General features: G+C 42.5%; 16 protein-coding genes, 1 tRNA gene and 1 rRNA gene (1 of these 18 cut by a window edge). 10 read left to right on the top strand and 8 right to left on the bottom strand.

Going from position 1 to position 12,762, the window contains the following annotated elements; translation table 11 throughout:
* A 23S ribosomal RNA gene (locus AR1Y2_RS06540) occupies positions 1–781 on the top strand (it extends 2,117 nt beyond the left edge of the window).
* Between the two features lie 108 nt (positions 782–889).
* Positions 890–962, top strand: a tRNA-Trp gene (locus tag AR1Y2_RS06545).
* An 81-nt stretch (positions 963–1,043) separates the two neighbouring features.
* Here AR1Y2_RS06545 and AR1Y2_RS18375 read toward each other — a convergent pair.
* The 4 genes from AR1Y2_RS18375 to AR1Y2_RS06550 all read right to left on the bottom strand — a co-directional run bounded on the left by AR1Y2_RS18375 (position 1,044) and on the right by AR1Y2_RS06550 (position 2,298).
* Positions 1,044–1,211 carry a DUF6774 domain-containing protein gene (locus AR1Y2_RS18375; RefSeq protein ID WP_175403600.1) on the bottom strand — a complete coding sequence of 56 codons (168 nt, stop codon included), beginning with the start codon at positions 1,209–1,211 and terminating at the stop codon, positions 1,044–1,046.
* Positions 1,212–1,308: 97 nt separating this feature from the next.
* Positions 1,309–1,479: a hypothetical protein gene (locus AR1Y2_RS17740; protein ID WP_175403601.1), complete on the bottom strand. Its 171-nt coding sequence runs from the start codon at positions 1,477–1,479 to the stop codon at positions 1,309–1,311.
* Positions 1,480–1,515: 36 nt separating this feature from the next.
* Positions 1,516–1,665 (bottom strand): hypothetical protein, encoded by a 150-nt coding sequence (locus tag AR1Y2_RS17745; RefSeq protein ID WP_175403602.1) that lies wholly within the window; start codon positions 1,663–1,665, stop codon positions 1,516–1,518.
* Between the two features lie 45 nt (positions 1,666–1,710).
* Positions 1,711–2,298, bottom strand: coding sequence for a manganese efflux pump (locus AR1Y2_RS06550; protein WP_137328254.1), 588 nt, complete (start codon positions 2,296–2,298; stop codon positions 1,711–1,713).
* A gap of 169 nt (positions 2,299–2,467) precedes the next feature.
* Here AR1Y2_RS06550 and AR1Y2_RS06555 point away from each other — a divergent pair, with 169 nt between their 5' ends.
* Together AR1Y2_RS06555 and AR1Y2_RS06560 are read left to right on the top strand one after the other, a co-directional pair.
* Entirely contained in the window at positions 2,468–2,911 is a 444-nt protein-coding gene (locus AR1Y2_RS06555) for a PTS sugar transporter subunit IIA (protein ID WP_137328255.1), read from the top strand.
* Positions 2,912–3,072: 161 nt separating this feature from the next.
* A complete protein-coding gene (locus AR1Y2_RS06560) occupies positions 3,073–3,645 on the top strand; it encodes a GNAT family N-acetyltransferase (RefSeq protein ID WP_137328256.1) in 573 nt (190 codons plus the stop codon).
* 134 nt (positions 3,646–3,779) lie between these two features.
* Here the strand turns inward: AR1Y2_RS06560 and AR1Y2_RS06565 are convergent, their stop codons facing one another.
* Together AR1Y2_RS06565 and AR1Y2_RS06570 are read right to left on the bottom strand one after the other, a co-directional pair.
* Positions 3,780–4,664 (bottom strand): class II fructose-bisphosphate aldolase, encoded by an 885-nt coding sequence (locus tag AR1Y2_RS06565; RefSeq protein ID WP_137328257.1) that lies wholly within the window; start codon positions 4,662–4,664, stop codon positions 3,780–3,782.
* Between the two features lie 95 nt (positions 4,665–4,759).
* Positions 4,760–5,455, bottom strand: a complete 696-nt coding sequence (locus AR1Y2_RS06570) for a ribulose-phosphate 3-epimerase (RefSeq protein WP_137328258.1) — start codon at positions 5,453–5,455, stop codon at positions 4,760–4,762.
* Between the two features lie 308 nt (positions 5,456–5,763).
* Between AR1Y2_RS06570 and AR1Y2_RS06575 the strand changes: the two genes are divergently transcribed.
* The 6 genes from AR1Y2_RS06575 to AR1Y2_RS06600 all read left to right on the top strand — a co-directional run bounded on the left by AR1Y2_RS06575 (position 5,764) and on the right by AR1Y2_RS06600 (position 10,641).
* Positions 5,764–6,243, top strand: a complete 480-nt coding sequence (locus tag AR1Y2_RS06575; RefSeq protein ID WP_137328259.1) for a PTS sugar transporter subunit IIB — start codon at positions 5,764–5,766, stop codon at positions 6,241–6,243.
* An 88-nt stretch (positions 6,244–6,331) separates the two neighbouring features.
* Positions 6,332–7,153 (top strand): PTS mannose/fructose/sorbose/N-acetylgalactosamine transporter subunit IIC, encoded by an 822-nt coding sequence (locus AR1Y2_RS06580; RefSeq protein ID WP_137328260.1) that lies wholly within the window; start codon positions 6,332–6,334, stop codon positions 7,151–7,153.
* Position 7,154: 1 nt separating this feature from the next.
* A complete protein-coding gene (locus tag AR1Y2_RS06585; RefSeq protein ID WP_243118881.1) occupies positions 7,155–7,985 on the top strand; it encodes a PTS system mannose/fructose/sorbose family transporter subunit IID in 831 nt (276 codons plus the stop codon).
* Between the two features lie 38 nt (positions 7,986–8,023).
* The gene (locus AR1Y2_RS06590; RefSeq protein ID WP_137328262.1) at positions 8,024–9,073 is read left to right on the top strand and encodes a zinc-dependent alcohol dehydrogenase; all 1,050 of its coding nucleotides are present in this window, start codon (positions 8,024–8,026) and stop codon (positions 9,071–9,073) included.
* Between the two features lie 41 nt (positions 9,074–9,114).
* Positions 9,115–9,882, top strand: coding sequence for an SDR family NAD(P)-dependent oxidoreductase (locus AR1Y2_RS06595; RefSeq protein ID WP_137328263.1), 768 nt, complete (start codon positions 9,115–9,117; stop codon positions 9,880–9,882).
* A 21-nt stretch (positions 9,883–9,903) separates the two neighbouring features.
* Positions 9,904–10,641: a GntR family transcriptional regulator gene (locus AR1Y2_RS06600; RefSeq protein ID WP_137328264.1), complete on the top strand. Its 738-nt coding sequence runs from the start codon at positions 9,904–9,906 to the stop codon at positions 10,639–10,641.
* A 92-nt stretch (positions 10,642–10,733) separates the two neighbouring features.
* On the opposite strand, the gene AR1Y2_RS06605 is transcribed toward AR1Y2_RS06600, so the two are convergent.
* Positions 10,734–11,507: a GntR family transcriptional regulator gene (locus AR1Y2_RS06605; protein WP_137328265.1), complete on the bottom strand. Its 774-nt coding sequence runs from the start codon at positions 11,505–11,507 to the stop codon at positions 10,734–10,736.
* A 204-nt stretch (positions 11,508–11,711) separates the two neighbouring features.
* A complete protein-coding gene (locus AR1Y2_RS06610; protein WP_137328266.1) occupies positions 11,712–12,758 on the bottom strand; it encodes a zinc-dependent alcohol dehydrogenase in 1,047 nt (348 codons plus the stop codon).
* Between the last annotated feature and the right edge of the window lie 4 nt (positions 12,759–12,762).

Below are 12,762 nucleotides of genomic sequence, written 5' to 3' on the forward strand. Positions count from 1 at the left end.
AGGTGGGAGGCTGTGAAGGAAGGACGCCAGTCCTTCTGGAGCCGCTGTTGGGATACCACCCTTGCAGTATTGGATTTCTAACCAACAGCCGTGATCCGGCTGGGGGACAATGTCAGGTGGGGAGTTTGACTGGGGCGGTCGCCTCCGAAAGGGTATCGGAGGCGCTCAAAGGTCTTCTCAGAATGGTCGGAAACCATTCGCAGAGTGCAAAGGCAGAAGAAGGCTTGACTGTGACACCGACGGGTGGAGCAGGTACGAAAGTAGGACTTAGTGATCCGGTGGTATAACGTGGGATTGCCATCGCTCAACGGATAAAAGCTACCCTGGGGATAACAGGCTTATCACTCCCAAGAGTTCACATCGACGGAGTGGTTTGGCACCTCGATGTCGGCTCATCGCATCCTGGAGCTGTAGCAGGTTCCAAGGGTTGGGCTGTTCGCCCATTAAAGCGGTACGCGAGCTGGGTTCAGAACGTCGTGAGACAGTTCGGTCCCTATCCGGCGCAGGCGGAGGAAATTTGATAGGAGCTGTCCTTAGTACGAGAGGACCGGGATGGACGGACCACTGGTGGATCTGTTGTATTACCAAATGCATAGCAGAGTAGCCAAGTCTGGAAGGGATAAACGCTGAAGGCATCTAAGCGTGAAGCCCCCCTAAAGATAAGATTTCCCATAGAGTAATCTAGTAAGACCCCTTGAAGACGACGAGGTAGATAGGGCAGAGGTGGAAGTGCGGCAACGTATGGAGCTGACTGTTACTAATCGGTCGAGGCTTTAACCAAAGAAGGTAAGGAAGATGTTTGATGAAAGGTTCTGTATGTAGTTTTGAAGGTACATATAATTAGAAAAAGGGATAAAAAATAAAAGTATTTTTTATCTTTTTGCTGTATAGGGGCATAGTTCAGTTGGTAGAATAACGGTCTCCAAAACCGCAGGTCGAGGGTTCAAGTCCTTCTGCCCCTGTTAAGAAGTCTAGGAAATAAGCCATTTCCTGGGCTTTTTATTTTGCGTTAAAATACAATAAAACCATCTTTCAGACTGAATTTATTTATCAACTTTACGGTCACAGACAGCTTGACGGGCAAGAATGCTCTCAATCATGTCAGCTAATGTCATTAAATCAGCAGAAAGTACAGCAAGTTCGTCTTCTGATAAACATTCTGAAATCTTGCAGGCAATGGTCGAAAGAAAGTAAAGGTTTGAGCAATCCATGGTGGTTTTTACCTCATAGCTTTTTATTAGGATATGTTAAAAACCAGGGTATGTGATACCATAAAAGGCCGGATAAACCCGGCCTTTTTGCTCAAAACTATTTTTCCTTGGATTCTTTGTTCGTCGGATACCCATTTCCCTGTGCATCCATTCCTTTATCATCCAGTGAGATATCGTTTGTTTTCTTTAATGCATGGTTGGTAACACCAGCTTCATAGGAGCCTTTTGGGATTGTATTGATTTCTTCATCGCCTCTTGCTTTTTTCATGAGGACCTCCTTTTCTTGTGTTGGCAGAGCCGGGGACTAACCCTCTGACTCTGCAACGATTTCTTCTAATACGCGGATCAGATCCTGGATCGTGTATAGTTTTACACCGCGTTTCAGAATCGTATCCTTCAATTCAATGCTGAGCGTTTCAAATTTTGGACGAAGCTCAGGAGAAACATAAGACATCTTTATCACCTCATAGACTAGTATGGGCAATTTCTTCATTTCTCATTAAATAAATAATTCATATATGCCTAAAATCAAAATGAGCAGACCGGAGATTAATACGGCATATTTTCCAAAAATATCAGAAAGAAACTTCTTTCCCGCCGCCATACCTGCAGTCAGGAAGAACAGGCTGAAGAAAAATGTAAGGATAGAGGTGAGAAAGGGATTTAAGCCTGTGATTCCCGCACCAAAGCCAAGACCTAGATTATTTAAGGTCAGAGCCATGGAAAGTGCGATCAGGGAAGCGAGCGGCATGGAGTGCCATTTTGTGCGGGGCGAGGACAGCGCTTTCTCTTCTTTTTCTGTCAAATCATCCGGGACATTTTTCTTGAAAAAATAATCCATCATCATCCAGACGCCGAGAAAAATAATGATCAGGCAGCCAAATGTGTTCGCAGTGGAGATCGAAAGAATACTCACCAGCCATTCTCCGAGAAACATGGAGAGAAAGGTACCGATGGATGTCAGAAAAGAAATTGTGATATTATCTAAAATATGATACTTACATCCCTTTGTACCGTATGCAGCACCAAGGAAAAAGGCATCAATATTCGCTGAAATCGAAAATAAAATGATAGATAACAGATGCATATGAAATCCTTTTATTTTATTGTTTTATATATAATATGACAAAAGAAAAAATCAGTTCTAAAGAAAAAACACATTACAACTGGTAATATATTTATATTACCAGTTGTAATGTGTTGAAGAATATAGTATAATAATAGTAACAAACAATGTATCATCAAGGAGGATAAAAATGGTTGGTATTTTAATTGCTACACACGGAGGATTTGCAGAAGGACTGTTGAGTGCAGTAGAATTGATTGCAGGAAAGCAGGAAAAGGTGGAAACTGTTGGATTGTATCACGGAGACGGGGTAGATGAATTTGAAGGAAAGATCACAGCTGCCATGGACAAGCTGGATGATGGAGACGGAGTTTTGATCTTTGTGGACATTCTAGGTGGAACTCCTTCCAATACAGTCATGCGTTGTTTTTCCAAAAAGGACAATATCAAAGCTATCGCAGGAATGAATATGGCAATGGTAGTCCAGGCAGTCATGATGAGAGATGGAATGGATCTGGACTCTCTGTGTGCGGAATGTGTGGAAGTTGGCAATCAGCCCCCGATTCTTTTACACGACATGTATGCCGACATGGTAAAACAGCAGAGCCAGGAAACAGAAGAAGACGAAATCTAATAAATATAAAAAGATGCAGCCGGGATACAACGGCTGTATTTTTTTACTTAAGGGAATGAACGAATGAGGATGAAACTTTTTATAAGTATATGATTAGTTGTCAGTGGTATTAAAATATTATATAATATCGCTATAAATTAGAATTCTACGGAGGAAATATAATGGCCATATCAAAACTTGAGACGGATAGACTTATATTAAGGAAATATGAAGAAAAAGATATGGAAGCGCTGTTTTTACTTTTGAAAGATGAAGAAGTCAATATGTTTTTGCCGTGGTATCCAGTAAATGATTTAGACGAAGCGAAGGAGTTTTATAAGGAGCGATTTGCGAATAGGGAGTACTACTTTGCGATTTGTCTAAAAGAAGATAATTTTCCAATTGGTTATGTAAAAGTAGATACAGATGACAGCCATGATTTTGGATATGCACTTCAAAAAGAGTGCTGGCATAGAGGAATTGTTACTGAAGCAAGTATAGCTCTTGTTGAACAGTTAAAAAAGGACGGTGTCCCATATATTACGGCAACACACGATATAAACAATCCGAGAAGCGGCGGTGTAATGCGGCAGATAGGAATGAGATATTGCTATTCTTACAAGGAACAATGGCAGCCCAAAAATTATTTGGTTACGTTTAGAATGTATCAATTGAATATCGATGGAGAAGGTGACAGGGTGTATCAAAAATATTGGAATATGTACGATACCCATTTTGTAGAAAAGAATCTGTAGATTCCGGTTTATCAGTTCAATATACCATTTACAACAAGTGGTCAGTCTATAGGATTGACCGCTTTTTAATTAAAAAAGGACACCCGCAAAATTGCGGATGCCCAACCAATAAAAATGAGTTAGAGTTACCTGATTTAGTCTAAGATGCTGCTTGCAAAAACTTTCATTGCGGCTTTTACATTTTCTTTCATAGCTTCCTTACCGGCAGCGATGATATCATGGAAGAATACTTTTTCATCCCCGGCAGCATTGATGAATTCACGGACTTTATTGCCTCCGGCCATTGAGCTGTATGTATAGTAGTTGATCTTAGTAATTCCGTTCTGGATGGAAGTTTTAAAGTCTTCGTCGGATACACCGGAACCGCCGTGCATAACAAATGGAATATCGATCTTATTTTTGATCTCTGTAATACGGTTTAAATCAAGTTTTGGTTCTGTCAGATAAACACCGTGGGTCGTTCCGAAAGAGATAGCAAGGGCATCGACATCCGTTCCTTCCACAAATGCTTTTGCAGTGTCTGGATCTGTATAGCAGTCTTCTAATGATTCAAAATCGTCTGCTCCTACAGCGCCCCTGCCTTCTCCGCCTCCTACAGCAGAAGTAAAGATGTGGCCTAATTCAGCCTCGACAGATACACCAGCAGCGTGCGCGATTTTTACCATTTCCTTTGTCTCTTCAAAGTTTTCTTCATAACTTTTGGCAGAAGCATCATACATGACAGAAGTGAATCCTAAACGGATCGCTTGTACACACAAGTCAAAAGATGCGCCGTGGTCTAAGTGCACACAAACAGGAACAGAAGCACGTTTTGCGTAGTCCAGCATGATTGGCCCGATCTCTTGCATAGATATTAAGTTTTCATGAACCTCTGCGTGCTGAATGATGACAGGAACACCTAGTTCTTCAGCAGCGGAGATCACTGCCTGTATAGATTCCAGGTTTGGAACGTTAAATGCGCCGACAGCATATTTTTTCTCTTTTGCATCTCCTAAAATTTCTTTCATAGTAACTAACATATCTTCTACCTCCGTGAATCATCTATTACTTGGCTATAAAAAAATTATAACCGATGGTAATAATAAAGTCAAATGGTAAATTACCATTGGTCATACTATTTTGTTTGTATGTTGATATTTGAGAGAAGAATCTCTCTGTTTTCTTTAATGCTGTGTTCCGGCCGGAATAGACCGGAAGTTCCACCTGTGAAGATGTCTGCTCCGGATTTGTACAGAGTATCTATAGTAGAAGGATTTACGTTCCCGTCTGCCTGGATGGAAGTGGAAAGTCCCGCATCAGACAGTTTTTCTCTCATTTCCTTTATATGTTCCAGACTGTTCGTCTGCATCGTCTGTCCAGAGAATCCAGGATTCACCGTCAGCTTTAAGATCCATGGAACTTCTTTTGCCAGAGAAAGAAAATCTTCTGGAGGAGCAGTATCACATTTAAAAGCTAAAATGGGTTCTGCACCATATTTCCGGATGAGTTCAAACGTTTTTAAAGGATGCTCCATCGCCTCATAGTGGACTGCAATATAATCTGCGCCAAGCTTTGCGAATCGTTCGACGTAGAGGTCTGGATCGTAAGCGGCCAGATGCGCTTCGATTGGCAGGGTTACCTCCGGACGTATCATTTCTAATAATGTGTCTCCCAAGATAAAACATTGGTTAAACTTCCCGTCTACCATATCATAATGGAAAAAAGAGATATCGGACTGCTCTGTCTCCAGTATCTGTTCTCTTAAATGGAGCAGATCCATACAGGATACGGAAGCAGAAACACAGGGGGGATTCAGTGTTACCTTTCTCATAAATAAAACCTTCCTTTCTTCTATAATAAAATAGATGTACCTTATTAAGCTGTGTATTAAGATTTACCTTCAGTATAAGAAAGAAAAAATGAAAAAGCAATAAATATAACCGATGGTAATAAAGTTTGTGTAATGTTTATAGTTTTTTTATAGATTTAAGGCATATTTCACAAAAAAACTGAAATACATGAAAAAAAGTTGACTTTTTTATGAGTAGTGGTAATATAGGATATAACCAGTGGTTGTATCAAGCAACTACAATAAAATGAGTAAGAGTTCAATTTTTTTCTAACGAAGGGAGCAGTATTATGAAGATCGAAGGTATTGTATTAGTAAGGATTGATGACAGACTGATTCATGGCCAGGTTATGACTTCTTGGCTGAATTACACCAGTGCAAACAAGATCATGATTATTGATGATGAAGTTGCAAATGACCCATTTATGAAAAGTGTCCTGAAAACATGCGTGCCGGCAAATGTAAAGCTTGCAACATTCACAGTGGAGAAGGCAGCAGTAAGGCTGAAAAAGGGATTTGCAGGAGATCAATGTATTATCCTTGTGAAATATCCAAAAACCTTGCAGCGTCTGAAAGAAGAGGGCATCGTGTTTGATCACATTAATATCGGAGGAATGGGAGTCAGCGGTGACCGTAAAAAATTCTTCCGCAACATTTCTGCCTCTGAGGAAGAAAGACAGATCTTTAAAGAATTAATAGACGCAGGTTCCAAGATTGGAGTGAGGATCATCGCGGAGGACAGTGAGACAGACATTTCAAAAATGGTTTAAGAGGGACATAAGCAAAGACTTACTTAAGGAACGCAAAAGATAAATATGAGAAACTATCAATGAAAGCGACGAATAAAGGAGGTTAAGTATGAAAATTACATTAATTCAAGCGCTTTTGATCGGTATCGTTTATTACTTAGGTAATATCGGTACACCATGGCTGTCATTGCTGGGTAGTATTTCCGTAGTCTACAAACCATTGGTAGCCGGTACTTTAGTCGGATTCATCTTAGGTGATCCGGTACAGGGATGTATCATTGGTGCTGCAATCAACCTGCCGTATGTGGCGTTCATTTCCGCTGGAGGAACAGCTCCTCAGGATCCTGGACTTGCAGGAACGGTCGGAACCGCATGGGCCATGGCAGCAGGGGTTAACCCGGCAGCAGCAGTAACAATTGCACTTCCGCTTGGATTGCTTGGAACAATGGTGTGGGTTGCACATATGACGTTGGATGTTACCTTTGTACATATGGCAGATAAGGCAGCAGAAGAAGGGAATCTGGAGAAAATATGCTTCTGGCATGTGGTACCGCCTCAAATCCTTATGTTCCTGCTCTGTGTCGTTCCGGCAACCGCAGCAACTTATTTTGGATCTACTGCAGTGAAAGGAATCATTGATTCTCTGACAGGAAGGCCGCTTACTGTATTGACCGTAATCGGAGGACTGCTTCCTGCACTTGGTATCGCAATGAACCTCCGTGCAATTGGACGGCCTGGTACACTTTTGTTTTTCCTTGTAGGATTTATTCTGGTCGTATATTTGAAGCTTCCAGTTATCGCTGTAGCCGTACTGGCAGGTGTGATCGGATACTTCTACACTATGCTGAGCAACCAGACACCGCAGGCAGCAGCCGCTGGAGATTCGGGTGGAGCTGTTCCAATAGAAGATGACGATGAGGAGGATTTTTAATATGGCTGAAGAAAAAAGAAGTTTAACAAAAAAAGAAGTCGTAAAAGCCTTCTGGAGATGGACCTTCTTCTCTCACGCAAACTATAACTATGAGCGTTTGGAGGCAACCGGACTGGTATTTGCAATGAAACCAGTTATCAAAAAACTCTATGGAGACAGACCGGATGAGTACAAAGCATGTATCCAAAGACATATGCAGTTCTTTAATACAGAGCCGCATATCGGAGGTGTTATCCCTGGTATTGTTCTGGCGATGGAAGAAGAGCGCGCCAATGGGGCACCGATCACTGATGAAGCGATCAACGGTGTAAAAACAGGTTTGATGGGACCGTTCGCCGGTATTGGTGATACCTTATGGCAGGGTACTTTGACCCCGATCCTGCTGGCATTCGGTATCAGCCTTGGTTCTCAGGGTAACCTCTTGGGACCTGTTATATATACATTATTAATGTTTGGAATCATGTTCCCGGTAGCATATATCTGCTGGATGAAAGGTTATAGTTTAGGTAAAGAAGGAATTGAAAAGATCCTTGGAGGAAACCAGCTGCAGATGCTGATCACAGGTGCGTCAGCCATGGGTGCTATCGTTCTGGGTGCTCTGTCTGCGCAGTTCGTAACCGTTAAGTGTTCTGCGATCATCAAACTGGGTGCATTGCAGATGAATGTACAGGAGAAAGTATTTGACCAGCTGTTCCAGGGAATTTTGCCTTTGGCCGTAACCCTGTTTACGTTATTCTTGCTGAAGAATAAGAAGATGAAAGCCACCACAGTTATGTTGATCCTGGTAATCATCGGAGTTGTTCTTGGTGCAGTCGGCTTCTTAGGTGCATAATTGTAGAAATAGTCAGAAACTTCGTGGAGGGAAAAACAATGGGAGAAATGGCAAAGACCCTGGTATTTACAGGGGAGAAACAAATTGAGATACAGGAATATCCGATTCCTGAAGTCAGTGACGATATGGTTCTGGTAAAAACAGATGCATGTGCGATCTGCACATGGGAGCAGAGGGTTTATACCGGAGTAAAAAAAGTGGACTTTCCGTTCATCGGAGGCCATGAGATGGTTGGAAAAATTGTCAAGATGGGCAAAAACGTTGACCAGAGACAGTGGAATGTCGGGGATTTTGTGGCAGTCGGGGTGACCCTGCCCTGCAAAAACTGCTACCAGTGTAAGAGCGGAAATGAACAGAACTGTGAGCACTTTGACCACAGCAAACAGTTAGAGGGTCTTCCAGAAAAGGGGATGGGCGGACTTAGTTCCCACCTGCTGGTACATCCGTCAAACCTGTTCCATCTCCACGACATCACACCGGAAGAAGCAACGATCACAGAACCATTATCCTGTGTCCTTCACAGCGTAGAAACTGCCGATATCCAATTTGGTGACACCGTTGTTGTGATCGGCTGCGGGATCATGGGACTATTACACACGATCCTTGCGACCAAACGAGGGGCTTCTGTCATTGTCTCCGACACGAATGAAGAAAGAACAAAGTTAGGATTGGAGCTGGGCGCAAAGTATGCAGTGAACCCGGCAAAGGAAGATCTTTCCGAACGGGTAAAGGAGATCACCGGAGGGATCATGGCACAAGTGGTATTTGACACCACGCCGATCTCCAAGGTAGCGGAAGACGCGGTGAAGGCGGTGGCTAACAACGGACGCCTGGTACTTTACAGTTCCTTCTATCCGGACACACCGATCTCCATCAGTCCGGACTGGCTGCACAAGAGCGGAGCAAAGCTCATGGGAACTGCAAACTCCAATACCGTGGACTTTACAAAAGCTACGAGGCTGTTGTCAGAGGGAGTTGTGGATGTGAAACCATTTGTCAGTGAGGTTTACGATCTAAGCGACTATCAAAAGGCATTTGAATCTGCAACTAAAGGTGACAAATTCCGGGTGGTGCTGAGATTTAGATGAAAAAAGACTTTTACATAGCTTAGGAAAGGAATATATAGCATATGGACTTAATATTAAAAAACCGTACAGCCATTGTTACAGGCGGAGGAAAAGGATTCGGCAAAGCCATCTGCACGGTTCTGGTTCAAGAAGGGGCAAATGTGATTATGAATTATCGGTCCAATAGACAAGATGCTCTCTCTTATATTAAAAAACTAAATGACAATTATTCAGGACATATTATTGGTTTTTGTGGTGATATGACTATCTCAGAGAATAGAGAAAGGATTTTTGAGACAGCGCTAAAAGAATACGGCAGCATAGATATTCTGATTAATAATGCTGCATCATGGACAACAGCTCTGGTAGCTGATATGCCAAAAGAAGAATTTGAACATGTCCTGGATGTGAATCTGACCGTACCTTTTTTAATGAGTCAAAAGTTAATCCAGTATTTAATAAAATCCGGGAAAAGGGGCAGTATTATGAACGTAGTGTCAAAAGCCGCGATCACAGGTTCAGAAAGAAATCATGCACATTATGCCGCTTCTAAAGCCGGTCTTGTAGGATTTACAAAATCCCTGGCAAAAGAAACTGCTTCTGCTGGGATCACGGTAAATGCCATCGCCCCCGGTTATATGAAAACAGAGATGTTAAATAAGTCTTTTAAAAATAGGGATGACGAGGATCAACAAGTCAAAAAAATTCCAGTAGGCCGGATTGCAGATCCCATTGAACTGGCCAATGTGGTGGCATTCATGGTATCTGAAAAAGCCAGTTATTTTACGGGGACTGTATTTAACGGCACTGGCGGAATGATCATGTTCTGACAATATAGGAAAGGTGATTTTATGAGCCATGAAGAAAAAAAGGAATTGTTGTATATACAATTAAGAGATAAGATCTTAGCTGAATATCAGCATAAACCATACTACGCGCCTCTGCCAGGAGAACGAGAACTGTGTGAAATATATGCAGTCAGCCGACCTACAGTCCGAAAAGCATTAGAGATCTTAGAAGAACAGGGGAAAATCGTAAGATTGGCAGGAAAAGGAGCCTTCTTTATCGGGAACAAAGACTTTATTGAGGCAGACAGCAATAAAATGCAGCCCACGAATATCGCATTCTATGATCAAGTTTCTCTACGGGGCGATTATACCCGAAGCAAAGTGTTGACAGAAAAAATTGAGATGGCCAGCTATGAGGTTTCAGCCCGGCTGAAAGCAGAGATCAATTCTAAAGTTTTTCACCTTGAGCGGTTACGGTACATTAATGATAAACTGTATTCCCTGGCTAATTCTTATATCTTATATGACCTTTGCCCGGAATTAAATGAATACGATTTCAGTGACCGGTCTCTGCATAAAACTCTCTCTGAGCATGGACATATTCCTTACAAAGCGGATAAGACCATAGAGATCTCAAAAGCCACAGAGTATGAATCACTTCACTTAGATATTGAAACCGGAGCTCCCATCACAATCACTTCAAGTATTATTTATAATAAAGAGGGTGATATCTTAGAATACACAATTTCTAAATCAGATGCATACAAAACATTGATAAAAATGGATGTCTTTAATAAATAGCACAAGGGAGCGTATTTTTAGTCTGGAAAATACACTCCCTTTAATTGAAACTTTCCCTTATTTCCGAAAACAAGAAAAAAGCGCCTGCACTGCTACTGGCGCTTTTCCCTCATCACCTGATCCTTGACATGATCCTGATTGTAGACCTGCATCTGTATCAATGTCTTATACGCATCCGCCCTGGTGACCGCATATTCCAGCATATTGCCATGTTCATCATAGGTGACGGTAGATGAAATGGAGATCGGGTCCCCAGGTTTTAAATCCAGGTGCATGGCATCATACTCGGATGCTTTGGAAATCTCAATGGTCTTATCAGCCTTAAACGGTACATGACCATACTGGCACAATGTATTGTGCAGAGAACGGTCAGAAAAATCATGCTCTGTCAATTCAGGACATAACTCATACGGAATATAGGCATTGGCCAAAGAGTATAATTTGCCGTTGATATACCGGAGCCTTTCTAAATGAAAAACCTTGGCATTTTTCGGAAGCCTCAGCATGACTGCAACTTTCTTGTCTGCAATCTCAATCTTCTGCAACAATACTTTACTGCTGGTGTAATCGCCCCTCAGGCTGACCTGATTATAGAATGCAATGTCTGAGAACTTCATATCATTGTTGGCATCTACAAACTCCTTATTGCCAATGAAAAACGCACCTTTCCCGGTAAGCCTTATAATACAGCCTTCATCCTCCAGAATCTCAAGAGCCTTCCTCACGGTAGGTCTGCTGACAGAATAGATATCACACAGTTCGCGTTCTCCCGGCAAAGGAGAATAGTATGGTTTGTCCTTATAATCTGCCAATATAGAATCCCTCAGCTGCATATAAAGCAGCTGCTTTTTTTTCATTTCACTCATACGCCCTCCTTTGCATAAGAAACGTCGTTTCCTTACAAATATTTCATCTGATATCTCTAGTATACACCATAAATCCCGTTGGATAAAAGTGGTTTTTTAAATACGCATTTGTTCAGAAAAAAAGCAGGAAAAAACCAGTAAAAACCGGCTTTCTCCCTGCCAAAACTTTGTCCAAACAGCTGCTGCAAAACAGGTCAGCCACTTCTAAAATTTGATCACTACTCTGAACTTATCGCCTTTAATTGCAGATTCAAATGCCTTTTGATAGTCGCTTAGATCGTAAACCTCACTGACAAATGGTTTCACATCCACAACTCCCTCTGACAACAGCCTCGTAGCTTTTGTAAAGTCCACGGTATTGGAGTTTGCAGTTCCCATGAGCTTTGCTCCGCTCTTGTGCAGCCAGTCCGGACTGATGGAGATCGGTGTGTCCGGATAGAAGGAACTGTAAAGTACCAGGCGTCCGTTGTTAGCCACCGCCTTCACCGCGTCTTCCGCTACCTTGGAGATCGGCGTGGTGTCAAATACCACTTGTGCCATGATCCCTCCGGTGATCTCCTTTACCCGTTCGGAAAGATCTTCCTTTGCCGGGTTCACTGCATACTTTGCGCCCAGCTCCAATCCTAACTTTGTTCTTTCTTCATTCGTGTCGGAGACAATGACAGAAGCCCCTCGTTTGGTCGCAAGGATCGTGTGTAATAGTCCCATGATCCCGCAGCCGATCACAACAACGGTGTCACCAAATTGGATATCGGCAGTTTCTACGCTGTGAAGGACACAGGATAATGGTTCTGTGATCGTTGCTTCTTCCGGTGTGATGTCGTGGAGATGGAACAGGTTTGACGGATGTACCAGCAGGTGGGAACTAAGTCCGCCCATCCCCTTTTCTGGAAGACCCTCTAACTGTTTGCTGTGGTCAAAGTGCTCACAGTTCTGTTCATTTCCGCTCTTACACTGGTAGCAGTTTTTGCAGGGCAGGGTCACCCCGACTGCCACAAAATCCCCGACATTCCACTGTCTCTGGTCAACGTTTTTGCCCATCTTGACAATTTTTCCAACCATCTCATGGCCTCCGATGAACGGAAAGTCCACTTTTTTTACTCCGGTATAAACCCTCTGCTCCCATGTGCAGATCGCACATGCATCTGTTTTTACCAGAACCATATCGTCACTGACTTCAGGAATCGGATATTCCTGTATCTCAATTTGTTTCTCCCCTGTGAATACCAGGGTCTTTGCCATTTCTCCCATTGTT

The sequence above is a fragment of the Anaerostipes rhamnosivorans genome, assembly GCF_005280655.1.
Lineage (GTDB): Bacteria > Bacillota > Clostridia > Lachnospirales > Lachnospiraceae > Anaerostipes > Anaerostipes rhamnosivorans.